At 46.6% G+C, this 18020-nt stretch carries 10 protein-coding genes; 9 read left to right on the forward strand and 1 reads right to left on the reverse strand.

Annotated features, from left to right (window positions below; genetic code table 11):
- The first annotated feature begins 92 nt into the window (after window positions 1–92).
- From ACOJUN_RS22010 to ACOJUN_RS22050, 9 genes are all read left to right on the forward strand, one after another.
- A complete protein-coding gene (locus tag ACOJUN_RS22010) occupies window positions 93–2489 on the forward strand; it encodes an ATP-dependent helicase (RefSeq protein ID WP_422133999.1) in 2397 nt (798 codons plus the stop codon).
- 755 nt (window positions 2490–3244) lie between these two features.
- Window positions 3245–4345 carry a hypothetical protein gene (locus tag ACOJUN_RS22015; RefSeq protein WP_422134000.1) on the forward strand — a complete coding sequence of 367 codons (1101 nt, stop codon included), beginning with the start codon at window positions 3245–3247 and terminating at the stop codon, window positions 4343–4345.
- 648 nt (window positions 4346–4993) lie between these two features.
- A complete protein-coding gene (locus ACOJUN_RS22020; RefSeq protein ID WP_422134001.1) occupies window positions 4994–5869 on the forward strand; it encodes a hypothetical protein in 876 nt (291 codons plus the stop codon).
- 625 nt (window positions 5870–6494) lie between these two features.
- Window positions 6495–7598 carry a hypothetical protein gene (locus tag ACOJUN_RS22025; RefSeq protein ID WP_422134002.1) on the forward strand — a complete coding sequence of 368 codons (1104 nt, stop codon included), beginning with the start codon at window positions 6495–6497 and terminating at the stop codon, window positions 7596–7598.
- A gap of 458 nt (window positions 7599–8056) precedes the next feature.
- On the forward strand, window positions 8057–9178 hold the full coding sequence (locus ACOJUN_RS22030; RefSeq protein WP_422134003.1) for a hypothetical protein: 1122 nt from the start codon (window positions 8057–8059) through the stop codon (window positions 9176–9178).
- A gap of 244 nt (window positions 9179–9422) precedes the next feature.
- A complete protein-coding gene (locus ACOJUN_RS22035) occupies window positions 9423–10577 on the forward strand; it encodes a hypothetical protein (RefSeq protein ID WP_422134004.1) in 1155 nt (384 codons plus the stop codon).
- A gap of 397 nt (window positions 10578–10974) precedes the next feature.
- A complete protein-coding gene (locus ACOJUN_RS22040) occupies window positions 10975–12192 on the forward strand; it encodes a hypothetical protein (protein WP_422134005.1) in 1218 nt (405 codons plus the stop codon).
- A gap of 326 nt (window positions 12193–12518) precedes the next feature.
- On the forward strand, window positions 12519–13697 hold the full coding sequence (locus ACOJUN_RS22045; RefSeq protein WP_422134006.1) for a hypothetical protein: 1179 nt from the start codon (window positions 12519–12521) through the stop codon (window positions 13695–13697).
- 421 nt (window positions 13698–14118) lie between these two features.
- The gene (locus ACOJUN_RS22050; protein ID WP_422134007.1) at window positions 14119–15246 is read left to right on the forward strand and encodes a hypothetical protein; all 1128 of its coding nucleotides are present in this window, start codon (window positions 14119–14121) and stop codon (window positions 15244–15246) included.
- A gap of 220 nt (window positions 15247–15466) precedes the next feature.
- On the opposite strand, the gene ACOJUN_RS22055 is transcribed toward ACOJUN_RS22050, so the two are convergent.
- Window positions 15467–17827 (reverse strand): DNA polymerase II, encoded by a 2361-nt coding sequence (locus ACOJUN_RS22055; protein ID WP_422134008.1) that lies wholly within the window; start codon window positions 17825–17827, stop codon window positions 15467–15469.
- Between the last annotated feature and the right edge of the window lie 193 nt (window positions 17828–18020).

An 18020-nucleotide genomic window follows, 5' to 3' on the forward strand; every position in this document is an offset into this window, starting at 1 on the left:
TCGATAAAGTATTCATAAGTATGCACTCCTGAGACCATTATCTGATACTATGATTACTCTGTCCGATAGATCCCCACTGGCGTATTGATTGTATGGAACTGACCGGCCCTCAACAGAGGGTAACCCGGCATGTAAATGGACATGCCCTTTGCATAGCCGTGGCCGGTTCAGGTAAGACCACCACCCTCTCCTTTCTCATTCATGAGTTGCTGAACCAGGGGGTTCCTCCCCGACGCATCATGGTCATGATGTTTAACAAATCAGCCCAGCTGGACTTTACCCGCAAGCTTCGAAAGCGCTGTCGACAGTGGCCGACACTTCCGATAGTCCGGACCTATCACTCAACAGGCCTGAAACTTCTGAAGTCGCTGGAAGGCTGGGGATTGAGAGCAACCTACAATCACCGCCCCCTGACAGAGAAAGAGATCGAACTGAAAGTCCGGGAACTGCTGCTGGCACTGGCACCTGACGTACTGCAAGACCGGATCAAAGCAGACAGCGCCCGTTACATTGAAGTGGCCAGCAGTTTTATCGATAACGTTAAAGCCAGTCTTAACGCCCCCTGCGAAGTTCTGGAACAGGCAGACTATCCTGATTATTTTCGATTTCTGGTGGAACTCTTTGAGGCCTTTGAACAGTGGCGCCACCAGCATCGGAGAATAACCTTCACGGATATGTTATACGACACAGTCTGTTTGATAGAAGCCAACCCGGATGTCATCCCCCGCATCACCAACAAAATAGATCGAATCATAGTAGATGAATATCAAGACACTTCGACCCTGCAACACCGGTTGACCCGTATCATCGCTGGTGAACGGGCAAAAATGATTGCCGTGGGCGATCCTGATCAAACCATTTATGAATTTGCCGGAGCCAATATCCATAATATTCTCCGGCATTTCGAAGCGGATTACGCCAGCACCGATGCCGTTCACGAGTTGACTCTGCCTCATACTTTTCGCTATGGCCACGAGATCGCCATGGCAGCCAGTCACTTGATCAGTCGTAACAAAAACAGAAAAGATGTGATCTGTATTGCCCACCCGGACAACCCGGATTCGAGTATCTCAATCTCGCAAGGGGCAGGCGAAGATACCGAACGGGTATTGGCCACTATCCAGCAACATATTTCCAACTCCGACTCCCGGATTGCTGTGCTTTTGAGGGTCTGGGCACAATCCGTCCCATTGGAGCTGAGACTGCTGGCAAACGGTCTGTCTTACCAGTGTGAAGGCCCTTCCCTGTTTGACCGTCCTGAAATATCAGCCTTGATCGCAGCCCTCAGAATGGCCTCAGGCGAGTTGCAGCACCTGAACCCTGCCGTTCGTTCCGAGATATTGACTTCGCTGTTTACCCTCCCTCACCTGGGCGTTAAAGCAGCCCTGTTAAAACAACTGGTTGCCCGCCTTCAGGAACAGGATCAGCAATGGGGAAAAGAATTGGGTCAGCTAGCCGGCAAAGTTTCAGGAATCAGTGATTATCAGGGTCAGAAGCTTTACGACAGGGGTGAGATATTACAGTTGTTGGAAAAGACATCCGATCAGCAACCTGCTGCTGAATTACTGCAAGGCTACATTCAACGCACAGAGCTCAGGGAAAGCCTGCAATCCATGAGCCTTAATGATCAGAGAACGGAAGAGCAACTGCTGGCCATCGATGGATTCCTCAGCTATCTGAGAAAAATGAACCTGACCGTCGGGGAAAGCTGCCTGCATCTGGATGAATTGAGATCCAAACAGAAAACACCATCCAGAACCTCGGGACAACAGACCGCTCACGGAACCGAACAGATCGTGATCAGCTCCTGCCACCGGGCTAAAGGGCTGGAATGGTCGACAGTATTGATTCCGGGACTGACCTCAAAATACTGGCCGTTCAAAAGAGAAGATGAACTGACCCCGGGCAGCAGCGAAGATCTGGAAAGTGAACGTCGACTGCTCTACGTAGCCATGACTCGTGCCAGAGAAAAACTCTACCTGTTTACCAGCAACGGATCTCTCCAGCCCAAAGCCAAAAGCTGGATGGATAACGGCTCACAACAGATCAGCCAGTTCCTGAAAGAGATGCAGGTCCCTCACGTCAAATCCGTTTGCCAGTCACTCAACCAGGCCTCAGAGGATGAACTGGTCAACCAACTCAAGAAAAATGGCCTGAGTAAAGCAGCACGTCGATACTTTCAGGCAATAAAGCCGAACCTGGCACAAAGGATTGAAACCATCCCTTCACTGGCAGAAAAGCATCGCTCAAAGCCTTCCGCTTCGTCTCACAGTCCGGCCTATCTGTCAGCACGACAAAACATCTTACGCAGGGAAGTACCGGAAAATGCCCCATGGCAACTTAACCGGAGGTTGAAACACAGCATTTTCGGGAAGGGTAAAGTCATTGAAGTCAACGACACTAACTTTGTCATCCTGTTTGACAGCGAGAATAGCGTAAAAAGGTTTGCCCGCAATCAGCAGGTTCTGCATATGTTCGAGCTGCTCTGAACGCTTCGCAAAGTTACATGTCAGCTGACTTTTTTCTATGCTTGAGCAACTCAGCCTCATGCCAATGAATGGAGAAAATGACATTGCTGTACTATAAATCCTTCTGAAAAACAGAAGTGGCCAAAAGCTGGCGCATTACAGGCTGCTAGGAGCCTGACCGAGAATAGCGCCCGTAGCGAGGACGGCAGAAAATTGAGGATGAAAATTCGGTTTTGTGAGGAGAATAGCGAGCTATTTGACGAACAAAAGCGGATTTTCAGACCAATTTGCTGCCGCCGCAGTAGGGCAGTCTATTCTCGGTCAGGCTCCTAGTGCATACCGATCAGCTTTTCGCAACAGAAATATAAGCCAAACCAGGGGGACATATAAAGCATCTGTCGCCCATGAACCTTAAGTACCTGGCCAGTTGGTTTCGCATATTCTGGCGAGTGGATTTTTTCATCCTACAAGGCGCGACGACGGGCGCGTAGCCATAGCTACGCAACCAGAGTTGGAACGCAGAAGGGTGGAAAAAGCCGCCGTCCAGAATATGCGAAACCAACTGGTTAGGTACTTATGCTGGATGTAATCAAAGTAACCGTGTACTCACGATAGGTAGGGTCAGTCTGGTATTTTGTTTATATCAAAACCGACTACCCGAATTAAGGGCGTAAATAATGAAAGCATCCGGTAAATCACTACCACTGTTTTTGTGCTTGCAATTTTTATGTTCAATCGCCTATTCGGGCATATCAAAACAAGAACAATTAAACTTATTGAGCCACTACAGCAATACAACGTCAGTTGAAGATGGCCTGAAACTGGCAACCAGCAGTTCCGGGCTGGTGATTTCCACCGTGATCAATTATGGATTATGGTACAGCATCTGCAGATCACCCGAAGTGATCTCTGCCCTTGTGGGTCGCTCCGATCTGTCAGGCACAGAGCAAAATGAGCAACTGGAGTTCAAATCCTCCTTTTGCAATCAACTCGCAGCCGTTGTCACTTCCACTGAGATTGCATTAGCAGGACACGTATCGCTCTGGCCGCCTGAGACACCCTGGTGGCAGCCGCTGCGGTTTGTAGCAACAGCATACAGCGCTTATCTGGTGTACACTGACCAGGATCCATATTATGGGCTCACAACGACTGCTGCTTACTTAACCCATGAGGTAATGGCAAGAACGGTAGCCGCAATCTACGCTGCACGTGCTTTAAGGTATCAGGATAGAGGCAAAATCGAACCTTTAGATTATGCCCGTAGTGAATATTCCTTCTTGTCAACAATGGCAGGCACGATGGTCGGGACAGCAGCTTATAACAGGATGGTCAGCAGAGGAGCTACAACTTTAGATGCAATCTCTGCATACCTGATATCGGCTTTATTGATAGAGCAAGTATTAGCAATAGGCTCTTCTTCAGCACATAATTCAGGCGCTGTTGATTCAGTCGAGGCAGAAGCAAAAGCCATAGCCGGAATTGGAGCCATAACGGGTTCACTAGCCACAGGCATAACCGGAGTCGCAACTGTTGGGTTGTCATCAGATGTGTACGCGTCCCTAATCACATTCGCCAAGCTGTTCATATCTATGACCAAGTTTCAATTCATAGCCAAAGACGCAGTGCTTGCCGGAATCATAGCCGGAACCGGATACAAGCAGCTTCTGGTGATACAAAGCTTCGTTCTGGACTCAAACCATTTATGGAGAAACATTGCTGTTACCATATCTCCTGCATTGGGAATCGCTCTGATGAATGGTTTTTCAAAGAATATTCTTTATGGTTACACGCTTGAAGAAAGTTTGACAGAAACTATCCGAAACCAATGGCAGAAATTTCATGCTCCTTTGCGTTATCTGCACACCTTGTTTAACTGACAGATAGCTGATTCGGGAGACTATCAATGGGCATTGGCAGAACAGTCAACTCCTGACAATAAATGGCGAAAGATCCATTATTGTACTATAAATCCCTGTTGAATTAGTAAAGCCCATAGTGCTGAGAACGCATGGCAGGCTCCTGCATGTGCCAAACAGGTTTCTTAACTGGAAAGTTCAGCCATAGGAGGGTGAATATAAAGCATCTGCCACTTATAACCCTTATACCGGATGTAATTAAAGAAACAGGATGCTTCTGGTATTTAAGGTTTGACTGGTCATTTACTAATAACAAATCAGTCACACTTAATAAGGACATAAACAATGAAAACAACCATTAAACTCATATCGCTATGCTCATGCTTATTATTTATAAGTTCAGCCGCTCATTCAGACGTATCGAGAGAAGAACAATTCAACTTATTGAGCCACTACAATAACGCATCTTTAGTTGAAGACGGTCTGAAACTGGTAACCAGCGGTTCCGGGCTGGCAGTTTCTACCGCGATCAATTATGGATTCTGGTACGGCATCTGCAGATCACCTGAGGTGGTCATTGCCCTTGCGGGTCGCTTTGGCCTGTCAGGCCCACAAGAAAATGAGTTACAAGAGATCAGATCATCTTTTTGTAAGCAACTCGCAGCGCTTATGACTTCTGCTGAGGTTGCTTTAGCCGGACACATATCGCCCTGGCCCGTTGAGCCGCCCTGGTGGCAGCCAATGCGATTTGCAGGAACAGCATACAGTGTTTATAAAGCAGGCACTGAAGAGGTACCTCATCTTGCGGCCATAACACCCTTCGCATACTTTACCAATGAGATAATAACAAGAACATTTGCCGGAGCCCATGCTATCAGGGGTTTAAGGTCTCAGGGCAATGATACAATCCAATCTTTGGATTATGCCCGTAGTGAATATACCATGTTGTCATCAATCGCTGGCACGATCGTTGGCATGATAGCCTATGACAAGGCAATCGATAGAGGTTATACACCTGCGAATGCAATCTTTGCTTTCGTGTTATCTTCTATATTGGCAGAGACAATATCATCATTTAGCTCTTTTTCAGCGTTAAATTCAGGCGTTGGCAATAAAAACGATACAGGAACAGCAGCCTTAGCCGGGGCCGGGGCCTTAGCTGGGTCAATGGCCACAGCCGCAATCTTAACCGGCCATGTTAGGAGCAGATCAAATGTTGTCTTGACTGTAACCGCAGTTAGCACCTTCACTCGCTCTATACCTAAAGTTGGATACAGAGTCTATTTTAGCGCCATAGCCGGAAGCTTCGTCGGGCCCATTTTCGAGGTGTTTCTCTGGAAACAGGGCCGGGAACTGAACTCAAGGCATTTATCGAGATACGCCGCTGTTATCCTGGCACCTGCACTGTCAATCGCTCTGATTAATGGCCTTTCAAACCATGCAGTTTATGGTTACCCACTTGAAGAAAGTTTATCCGAAACAGCCCGTAATCAATTGCAGAAACTTTATGACCCTTTAGATTATTTGTACACCATATTTAATTGACAATAACTGGATCAACCCGGCAGACTGTCTTACGAGTAGAATAAGCAGACTCTGAAACTTTTTGAGTTACTATGAACTCCTCGCATTGCGTCTGAATGACTTTAAATGTCAGCTGACTTTTCTTCGTTTGAGCGATTCAATAAAAGCGCCCTGGCGGCTTTGACTAATACGCACGCCCACTTATTTCTGAAAAAAACTTTTTTTGGTTCCGGGTGAATATTTCTTTCAGGTCAGACACCAGAAGAATTAATTATGATAATGAGTGGAGACAACTCCAATGCTGTACTATAAGGTATTACTCAGATAGAAAAGCCCAAAAAGCCAGTAACAGCAACACTGGTTCATTTGTATGACAAACAAGTTATTACAACTATTAAGGTCAGCCAAAGGAGGGCATATAGAGAGCATCTGTCACTCAAGAATCTCATGCTGGATTTAATTTAAGAAACTGGTTAATTCTGGTAGGTATTTTTTGACGTGTCATTAGCTTATAACAAACCAGAAAATTTAATTAAGGACATCAATAATGAAAACATTCACTAAACTAATACCGCTATTCTCGTGCTTATTATTTATATGCCCGGGAGCTCATTCAGACATATCGAAAGAAGAAAAATTCAACTTATTGAGCCATTACGATAATACATCATTAGTAGAGGACAGCCTGAAATTGGTTGGTAGCACTTCCAAGGTGGCCATTTCCACAGTGATCAATCACGGATTCTGGTACAGCATCTGCAAATCACCCGAGCTGGTCTCTGCCGTTGCAGGTCGCTTTGGCCTGTCCGGCACAGAAGAAATTGAGTTACAAGAAATCAAATCATCTTTTTGCAATCAACTCGCAACCGTTATTACCTCTGCTGAGATTGCTTTAGCCGGACAACTTTCGCCCTGGCCCCATGAGCAGCCCTGGTGGCAACCGCTGCGATACATGGGAACGGCCTACATTGGATATAAAGCATACACTCAACAGGAGCCTTATCATGTACCTTTAACAACTTTGGCTTTCTTTACCAACGAGATAGTGATGAGAACAGTAGCAGGAGCCGCTGCTATCGAAACTTTAAGGAATCAGGGAACAGTCTGGCCTTTGGATTATGCTCGCAGAGAATATTCCATGTTGTCAACACTCGCTGGATTGATGGTCGGTACTATCGTTTACGAACAGATGCTTGCCAAAGATGTTTCAGCGGTAAAAGCTGCTTTTGCCTGCATTATCTCCGCTACATTGACACTGAAAATATTAGCCATTAGCTCTTTTTCAGCACTCAATTCAGGCTCTTTTGATTTTGTCGGGACAGGGGCAGAAGCAGAAAGCCTGGCTGGAAACGCAGTCTTAGCTGGGTCATTTGCCACAACCATGTCCGGAATGATGTGGGTTGGGAGCTCACTTAATCAGTTCATCACTCTTGCCATCGTGGCCACGGCTTTTCCGATGTGGGGAATTGCAGCTGATTACAAAATCTTGGCCGGGTTGGTAACCGGGACAGCAGTCTCAACGGGAATCATTGAACTTCAGAAGCTGCAAAGGTCAAAACTGGATTCAAGGCATTTATTAAGCAATCTTGCGATTTCCCTGGCTCCTGCATTGGCTATCGCTCTGATCAATGGCGTTTCAAACAATGTCGTTTATGGTTACCCACTTGAAGAAAGTTTATCCGAAACAGCCCGTAGCCAATTGCAGAAATTTTATGCTCCCCTGGATTATTTGTACAGCTTTTTTAATTAACAGATAGTTGAAGCGAGAGATAGCCAACGGTTAAAGTCATTGGCAACAACTTTGTAATCCTGTTTAAAAACAACAAAGTGTAAAAAGATTCAACAGGAGTGAGCAGGTTCTGAACCTGCTCAAGTTGCTTTGAATGCTTCGGGAAGCAGCGGGTTGAGTTTAACTTTTCTCTTTGAATAACGAACCAACAAAAACACTCAACCACTTTTATTAATATTCCTCTCTAAAGCGCGGTGTATACATAGATCTGTCGCCCCTGAACCTCATAATGGATGCTATAAAAGAAACAGATTAATTCGGACAGTTAAGCTTTGACTGGTCTTATAACAAATCAGTTACTCCAATTAAGGACTTCAATAATGAAGACATTCGGTAAACTAACAATACTCTTCTCGTGCTTATTATTTTTATGTTCAGTCGCTCATTCAGGCAGATCAAAAGAAGAACAATTTAACTTGTTGAGCCACTACAATAATGCATCCTTAGTTGAAGATAGCCTGGAACTGGTGACCAGCAGTTCCAGGCTCGCAGTTTCTACTGTTATCAATTATGGATTCTGGTACAGCATCTGCAAATCACCCGAGCTGATATCTCCCCTTACGGGTCGCTTTGGCCTGTCAGGCTCTGACGAAAATGAGTTACAAGAGGTCAGATCATCTTTTTGTAACCAGCTTGCAGCCATTATCACCTCCACTGAGGTTGCCTTAGCCGGGCACATATCGCCCTGGCCCCTTGAGCTGCCATGGTGGCAGCCACTGCGGTTTGTAGGAACAGCATACGTTGGTTATCAAACATACACTAACCAGGATCCTTATCGTGTTGCGATAGTGACTTCGGCTTACTTTACCCATGAGGTAATGGCCAGAACCTTAGCCAGAGCCCTTACCATCCGAACTTTAAAGCATCAGGACACAGGCACAACACAATCGCTAAATTATGCCCGTATTGAATATAAATTGTTGTCATCAATCGCTGGCCTGATGGTCGGGGCAATAGTCTATAAAAAGATGCTCGACATAGGCTTATCACCTGTGCATGCAGTCTTTGCTTACATGATATCTACTTCAATGATGAAGACAATATCAACATTAAGCTCTCTTTTAGTTCTTGACTCAGGCAGTGGTCATGCAGTTGTGGAAGAAGCAGTAACCATGGCAGCGGCCGGAACCGGGGCCATAGCGGGAACAATGGCTGTAGCCATAAGCGGAGCCATGGCTGTTTGGTGCAGATCAGATCTATTCTTGAAAGTAAACACACTTGTTACCATAACCCTGGCCAGTCCTGAATCTGAAATTGGACACATAGACAGTTTTATTGGACTTAAAGCCGAAGTCGGAATGACAGTCGGAGCCGTACTCTTGCAATTTCTATTGCAACAAAGCCGGGAACTGGACTCAAGGCATTTAATGAGAAACGTCGCTGTTACCCTGGCTCCTGCATTAACACTCGCTCTGATCAATGGCGTTTCAAACCATGCTGTTTTTGGTTATTCACTTGAAGAAAGTTTCACCGAAACAGCCCAGAACCAATGGAAGAAATTTCATGCTCCTTTGGATTACTTGTACACCTTGTTTCATTGACAGAGTGAAGTCAATCGCACTATCTTTGTCATACCTTTTACCATCAGCAAGTTGCATTGGACACTTTATTTCCTGAACCCGGGAACCACTCAATGGTTGGCGAAAATTCCATTGCTGTTCTATAAATAGGATCCTGAGAAAACAGGAAATGCTCGCAACACATCAGTTTCATTTACCCTGATTATGGACACGAAGAATGAAAATGTCCGTTAGACTAATACCATTATTTTCGTGCTTATTATCTTTGTGTTTGGTCGCTCATTCAAGCTTAACCAGAGAAGAGCAATTTAACTTATTAAGCCACTACAATAATAATGCATCGTTAGTCGAAGACAGCCTGAAACTGTTCAGTAGTGGTTCCGGGCTGGCCGTTTCCACCGTGATCAGTTACGGATTCTGGTACAGCCTTTGCAGATCACCCGAGCTGGTCTCTGCCCTTGCGGGTCGCTCTGATCCGTCTGGTACAGAGCAAAATGAGCTGCAAAAATTTAAATCACTTTTTTGTTATCAACTTGCAGCCGTTATCACTTCCACTGAGGTTGCATTGGCCGGACGCGTATCGGCCTGGCCCCTTGCGCTGGATTGGTGGCAGCCGCTGCGATTTCCGGGAACTGCATACGTTGGTTACAAAACATACACTACCTGCAATCTCCCTTTTCTTATGCCCGTGGTCACTGCGGCATACTTTACCCATGAGGTCGTTGTAAGAACGGTAGCCGGAACCTATGCCATCCAGGCTTTAAGGCAGCAGGACAGAGGCACGAGCCAACCTTTGGATTATGTCCGTAGTGAATATACTTTGTTGTCATCAATGGCGGGTCTGATGGTCGGGGTAGTAGTCTACGACGCTATGCTCGCCGGAGGTTTTACAACGGCGCAAGCGATCGGTGCTTACCTGATATCGTCTGAATTGACAAAGAGAATATTTACAAGAAGCTCTTTTTCAACACTTAATTCAGACGATACTGATAGAATCGAGGCAGGGGCAGAAGCACTGGCCGAAGCCGGAGCCATAGCTGGATCATTAGCTGCAGCCATGGCCGCAGCCATAATGATGTCTGCTGAGCGCTCAAATTTAATCTTCGAAGGAATCACACTTGTCACTCTGGTCTCAGCCGTCCCCATAGTTCCGGAAGTCTGTGTTGGAGCCTTCGTCGGATTGCTAGCCGGAACACAAATCATTGGACTTATGATGCTGCAACACTCACAACTGGACCCAAAACATTTATTGAAAAACATCGCTCCTCTGGGTCCTGCACTGGCAATCGCTGCGATCAATGGTTTTTCAAACCATCGTGTTTATGGTTACTCACTTGAAGAAAGTTTCACCGAAACAGTCCGTAAACAATGGAAGAAGTTTCATGCTCCTTTGGATTATCTGTACACCTTGTTTAATTGACAAATAGTTAGATGCGAGAGACAGCTAATTAGATTTTAGCTCGTGTGTCGCTGAGCAATTTCCGCTAGGAGCCTGACCGAGAATAGCGCCCGTAGCGAGGACGGCAGAAAATTGAGGATGAAAATTCGGTTTTGTGAGGAGAATAGCGAGCTATTTGACGAACAAAAGCGGATTTTCAGACCAATTTGCTGCCGCCGCAGTAGGGTAGTCTATTCTCGGTCAGGCTCCTAGTGAATGCCGAAAATAAACAAGAATAGTGAACAACTAATGCCGTGTAAGCCCCAAAGGGCCAGGAAGATACCGGATGCTATAAAAGAAACAGGTTAATTCTGGTAGTTAAGGTTTGACTGGTCATTTGCTTATCACAAATCATTTACCCTGATTAAGGACTTCAATAATGAAAACTTCCGGTCAACTAACAACGCTGTTCTCGTGCTTGTTATTTTTATGTTCAGTCGCTCATTCAGGTATATCAAGAGAAGAACAATTTAAATTACTGAGCCACTACAGTAATACATCGTTAGTTGAAGACAGCCTGAAACTGGCAACCAGCAGCTCCGGCCTGGCCATTTCCACTGTGATCAATTATGGATTATGGTACGGCATCTGCAAATCACCCGAGGTGGTCTCTGCCCTTGCAGGTCGCTTTGATCTGTCAGGCACAGAGCAAAATGAGCTACAAGAGGTCAAATCATCTTTTTGTAATCAACTCGCAGCCGTTATCACTTCCACCGAGGTCGCTTTAGCCGGGCACGTATCACCCTGGCACCTTAAGCATCCCTGGTGGCAGACATTGCGGTATGCCGGAACAGCCTACAGTGGTTATGCAGCATACACTAACCGCAATCCTTATCTTATACCCATAGTGGCTGCGGGTTACTTTACCCATGAGGTAGTGGCAAGAAGGGTAGCCGGAGCCACTGCTATCCGGAGCTTGAGGTATCAGGACAGAAGCACAACCCAACCTCTGGATTATGCACAAAGTGAATATTCCATGTTGTCAGCAGTTGCTGGCATGATGGTCGGGTCGATAGTCTATGACATGATGATCGCCAGAGATGTCTCACGCGCAAAAGCAATCTTTGCTTACATAATATCCCACGTATTGGTAGAGGGATTATCAACAATAAACCCTCTTTCAAAATACAATTCAAACGGTGTTGCCAGCGTTTGGACAGAAGCAGGAGCAGATGTCCTGGCTGGAACAGGAGTCGGAGCCTTGGCTGGATCATGGGCTACAGCCATATCCGGAGGCGTAAGGGTCGCGCACACATCTGATCTATTACCGAGCGCCGCCATAGTAGTTTACACCGCGATTTTGGTTTCTCCTTATTCTAGAGGAAGGGACACCATTGTTGGAATGGTGGGAGGATTGATGGCCGGAAACCTGGTCTTGGCTCTTCTCAGTCATCAACGCTCAGCACTGGACTCAGGTCATTTATTGAAAAACGTTGCTCTTACTCTGGCTCCCGCATTGACTCTCGCTCTGATCAATGGCTTTTCAAACAATGCGATTTATGGTTACTCACTTGAAGAAAGTTTCAACGAAACAGTCCGTAACCAATGGAAGAAGTTTCATGCTCCTTTGGATTATCTGTACACCTTGTTTAATTGACAAATAGTTAGATGCGAGAGACAGCCAGTTAGATTTCAGCTCGTGTATCGCTGATACAATTTCCGCTAGTGAATGGCGAAAATTCAATCGTTGCACTATAAAATCTTCACGAAACGTTACAGGGCGAGACACAACAAAGACCACCCAAAAGACGGCATATATTAAGCATCTGTCGCCCTTAAGCCTAATGCTGGAAGCTATAAAAGAAACAGGTTAATTCTGGTAGTTAAGTTTTGACTGGTCATTTGCTTATCACAAATCATTTACCCTGATTAGGGACTTCAATAATGAAAATATCCGGTCAACTAACAACGCTGTTCTCTTGCTTGTTATTTTTATGTTCAGCCGCTCATTCAGGCACATCAAAAGAAGAACAATTTAAATTGTTGAGCCACTACAGTAATACATCGTTGTTTGAAGACAGCCTGAAGCTGGCAACCAGCAGCTCCGGCCTGGCCATTTCCACTGTGATCAATTATGGATTATGGTACGGCATCTTGTGCAAATCACCTGAGCTGGTCTCTTCCCTCACGGGTCGCCCTGGCCTGAATCTCCCAGAGCGAAATGAGTTCCAGGAGCTCAAATCTTCTTTTTGTCATCAACTCGCAGCCGTCACCACCTCCACTGAGGTTGCATTAGCAGGTCAGGTATCGCTTTGGCCCCTTAAGCGGCCCTGGTGGCGGCCACTGCGATTTGTTGGAACCGCATACACTGGTTATTTAGCATACACAAAATGCGACACTCGTTTTATACCCATAATGACTGCGACTTACTTTACCCATGAAATAGTGGCGAGAACGGTAGCCGGAGCTACGACTACACTGGCTTTAAGGACCCTGGACAGACCTCCAATCCAACCCGAAAATTATACCTGCAGTGAATATGCCTTAGTGAAATCAATCACCTGCGTGATGTTTGGAGCAATGTTTTATCGCCAGTTTCTCGCCGCAGGCTCTTCAACGGGTAAAGCCATCTCTGCTTATCTTGCGTTTTCTGCATTGATAGAATTATTACTACCCGAAAGCCATTTTTCAGCTTCTAATTCAGGCGGTGCCCATGCATTCGAGCTGGAAGCAGACGCAGAAACCTTAGCCGGCGCCTTGGCTGGATCAATGGCCCTAGCCTTGACCGGAGCCTTCTATGCTGGATTCTTTGACCTGACATTGTCCACAGTCGTAGTGGGTTATATGACCTTGTCACTCAGTAAAACTGAATTTTTATCCGGAGTTGAAGACGAAGTCCTACTTGGAGCTATGGCCGGAGCTGGAACCGGACTCACAGTCCTGATAATTCTGTTTAAACAAAGCTTAGAGCTGGACTCAAACCATTTATTAAGAAACATTGCTATTACCCTGTATCCTGCACTGACAATCGTCCTGATCAATGGCATTTCAAACTATGCGGTTTACGGTTACTCACTTGAGGACACTTTGACCGAAACAACTCGTAACCAATGGAAGAAATTTCATGCTCCTTTGGATTATTTGTACACCTTGTTTAATTAACAAATGGTTAGGTTAGATGCGAGAGACTAGTTTATTTCGTGAATCGCCAAACAATGACCGTTACTGAATAGCGAAAGTTCATTTGCTGTACTATAAATTCTCCCGTAAACAATAAAAGGTCAGGCACTGCAGCTTCCTGTATATGCTGATCGAACTCTCGTATCTGCAAAGACCAGCCAAATGCGGCCGTATATTAAGCATCTGTCACCCTTGAACCTCATTATGGATGCTATAAAAAACAAGCAGATTAATTCTGACAGTTAAGGTTTGACTGGTCATTTGCTTTATAGCAAATCAGATACCCTGATTATGGATTTCAATAATGAAAATATCCGGTCAACTAACAGCGCTTTTCTCGTGCTTATTATTTTTATGTTCAGTCGCTCATTCAGGCCTATCAAAAGAAGAACAATTTAAATTATTGAGCCACTACAGTAATACATCGTTGGTTGAAGACAGCCTGAAGCTGGCAACCAGCAGCTCCGGCCTGGCCATTTCCACCGTGATCAATTATGGATTCTGGTACGGCATCTGCAAATCACCCGAGGTGGTCTCTGCCCTTGCAGGTCGCTTTGATCTGTCGTGCACAGAGCAAAATGAGCTACAAGAGGTCAAATCATCTTTTTGTAATCAACTCGCAGCCGTTATCACTTCCACCGAGGTCGCTTTAGCCGGGCACGTATCATCCTGGCCACTTAAGCAACCCTGGTGGCAGACATTGCGATATGCCGGAACAGCCTACAGTGGATATGCAGCATACACTAACAGCAATCCTTATCTTATGCCCATAGTGACTGCGAGTTACTTTACCCATGAGGTAGTAGCAAGAACGGTAGCCGGAGCCACTGCTATCCGGAGCTCAAGGTATCAGGACAGAAGCACAACCCATCCTCTGGATTATGCTGAAAGTGAATATTCCATGTTGTCATCAGTCGCTGCCATGACGGTCGGGTCGATAGTCTATGACATGATGATCGCCAGAGATGGCTCACACGCAAAAGCAATCTTTGGTTACATAATATCCCACGCATTGGTAGAGGGATTATCAGCAATAAGCCCTCTTTCAAGATACAATTCAAACTGTGATGATAGCGTCTGGACAGAAGCAGAAGCAGGAGCAGATGTCTTGGCTGGAACAGGAGTCGGAGCCTTGGCTGGATCATGGGCTACAGCCATATCCGGAGGCGTAAGGGCCGCGCACATATCAAAAGATCTATTACCGAGCATCGCCATGGTAGTTTACACCGCGATTTTGATTTCTCCTTGTACCAGAGGAAGGGACATCACTGATGGAATGGTGGGAGGATTGATGGCCGGAAACCTGGTCTTGGCTCTTCTCAGTCATCAACGCTCAGCACTGGACTCAGGTCATTTATTGAAAAACGTTGCTCTTACTCTGGCTCCCGCATTGACTCTCGCTTTGATCAATGGCTTTTCAAACAATGCGGTTTATGGCTACTCACTTGAAGAAAGTTTCACCGAAACAGTCCGTAACCAATGGAAGAAATTTCATAATCCTTTGGATTATTTGTGTACCTTGTTTAACTGACAGGCAGTTTAGGCGAGCGACGACCTAAGTACCTGGCCAGTTGGTTTCGCATATTCTGGCGAGTGGATTTTTTCATCCTTCAAGGCGCAACGACGGGCGCGTAGCCATAGCTACGCAACCAGAGTTGGAACGCAGAAGGGTGGAAAAAGCCGCCGTCCAGAATATGCGAAACCAACTGGTTAGGTACTTAAGGCCCAGTCTGGCACGACGGGTTGAACCGTCAAAACAGTCCCATCTGTTCGTCAATCAAGGTATTAAAATCAAGATTTATAAACGGAAGAACACCCTCTGCCACCGGCTTTAGCTGCTTGTCGATGTAATGTTGATAATCAATGGGGCTGGTGCGATATTCCAGCGGCTCAGGGCCGTTGACGGTGATCAGGTATTGAATCCAGCCTTTTCGCTGGTACTTTAGTGGTTTTCCCAGTGACTGATTGATCTCATCGGCTTTTCTGGCTGCCCTGACCTGGGGAGGAATGTTTTTAACATAGTCCCTGAGATTACGCCGCAGCCGCTTTCGGTACACCAGTTTATCATCCCACTCTCCGGCCAGCGTTTTCTGCACAGTCTCCCTGACCAGGTTTTCCGGAGATTGATCGTTAAACACCAACGAGAACAGTTCTGTTTGAAAATATTTTGCCAGTGCCGTCCAGTCAGAACGGACCGTTTCCAGCCCCTTGAATACCAGTTGCTGCCCGCTGGCAGTGGCTGTAATGCCGGCGTAGCGTTTTTTACTGCCGGTATCCGCGCCACGAATGGTCGGCATCAGAAACCTTCGGTAACAGGTTTCAAACTCAAGCTCCAGTGCCGAGTCCAGTTGATAATCCTCTTTTAATTTGGCTGTCCAGCGTTCATTAATCAGCCGCTCCAGTTCTTTCCCGGTGGACCTGGCCTGTTCATCGGAATAGGCTTCATTCAGGAGCACGAACGTAGAATCGGTATCGCCATAAATCACCTGATAGCCCTGCTCTTCTATCCAGCGGGCCGTCTGCTGCATGATTTCATGCCCTCGCAGGGTAATGGAGCTGGCCAGCCGGGTATCGTAGAAACGACATCCGCCTGAGCCCAGCACGCCATAAAAGGAATTCATAATAATCTTCAGCGCCTGGGAGCGGGCAGCATCCTTTTGCTTCTTGGCCTCATCCCGTTGGGCCCAGAAAGAAGCAATAATATCTGGAAGAAAGTGCCGGTCACGGGAGAACAGGCCGCCACGAAAACCGGGAATCGCCCCTTCCGGTTCCTGCAGACCTTCCACCAGTCCCAGTGGATCGATTTTGAAGGTTCTGATGATCGAAGGATAGAGGCTCTTGAAATCCAGAACGATGACATTGCGATAGAGTCCTGGTATGGAATCCATAACATACCCCCCCGGACTGGCCAGCCCTCCGCCTTCCGGTAAATTCGGAGCCACATAACCGGCCCTGTGCAAACGGGGCATATAAAGATTGGTGAATGCCTGGACTGAGCCACCCATGCGATCAAGCTCCAGCCCGGTCAGATGACTGCGTAATCTCAGGTAATCAAGAATGTTGGTGTGTTGAAAAATCTCTGCAACCAGTCGGCAGTCCTGCAGGTTGTAACGGGCCAGTTTTTCCTTGTTATGGTGAAAGTCATGATTAATGATAGCCATCCGGTTATCTACGTCTTCTGTCGCCTTACCTTTGCCCAGAAGCGTCTGTGCCACAAACTCCAGACTAAAGCTGTCAAACTGATAAGTGGCCGCCTTTAATGCCTCAATGCCGTCAATGACCATTCGACCCGGCAGGGTAATAAACCCCTGCCCACTATCACCCCTGCGACTTCTCCAGCTGGCTGCCTGTTGCCCCCTGCCCAGTTTCAACGACATGCCATGGCGTTCTGCCCGTTTAAGCAGCAGCCGAAAATCAAAATTAATGACATTCCAGCCAATCACTATGTCGGGGTCCAGAGTTCCGAGCGTCACTTCAAGTGCCTCCAGAAGCGCTCTCTCATCAGCAACCCAATGTATCCAGTCAACCGGCTCCTGATCGCCCACCATGATGACCCGTTGAAAGTCCCCGGCCAAAAGTCCAATGGAGTAAAGTTCACCTCGCTCGGAACATTCAATATCCAGGGAGACCACCTTGAAGTCGGGATTAAACTCAGCAGGACGAATTCGCACCTTGCGGTATTCCTGATAGCCTGACTTCTGCACCAAATCACCCGTGAATGCCATGCCACCGTAAACAAAACGCTCCATCAGAAACCGGTCTGCCAGCCTGACATCGGCTTCCAGCAACTCTACACCCCTGGTACGAAAATAATCATGCATCTGAAACGATTGGTTCAGGTTTTGACTATAAAGGGCCGTGACTGGCTCATGGCGAAAGTTCTTCAGAGGCAGCGGCTTTGCCTCGATTGTTGGATAACTCCTGAAAAACTCACTCTGTAGTGGCTCAAACCCGGAGGAAACAACAAAACAGACGGGACGCTCTCCTTCAACCACCAGCTTTGCAGGGCCGTCATCAGTGACAACCCACAAAACAACTTCCGTCTGTCCTCTGCGGTCCTGGCTATGTCGGCTAAGAAGAAAGCCTTTGCGTACAGGCTGGGTATTTGGCAAGTCAGTTCTCAAATGTTGTCTATTCGGTCAATCAGGTTCTGAGAGATATTAACATTGCCGCAATATCTCCGGGAGAGGAAAAATTGGTCATCTGTACGAATAATACCCATCGTGCTTTCTAACTCCCATGATGAGCATGGAGATTTGAGCCTTAAGACAAGGCGACGATCGCCAACGCAGGATTTAGGCTCAA

The organism is Endozoicomonas sp. ALD040 (genome assembly GCF_049275945.1).
In the GTDB taxonomy this organism is placed as follows: domain Bacteria; phylum Pseudomonadota; class Gammaproteobacteria; order Pseudomonadales; family Endozoicomonadaceae; genus Endozoicomonas_A.

What these genes read in the sequence shown, in the direction of transcription:
- ACOJUN_RS22040 (WP_422134005.1), top strand. Translation starts at nt 10,975, where the DNA reads ATGAAAACTTCCGGTCAACTAACAACGCTGTTCTCGTGCTTGTTATTT.
- ACOJUN_RS22010 (WP_422133999.1), top strand. Translation starts at nt 93, where the DNA reads ATGGAACTGACCGGCCCTCAACAGAGGGTAACCCGGCATGTAAATGGA.
- ACOJUN_RS22020 (WP_422134001.1), top strand. Translation starts at nt 4,994, where the DNA reads ATGACTTCTGCTGAGGTTGCTTTAGCCGGACACATATCGCCCTGGCCC.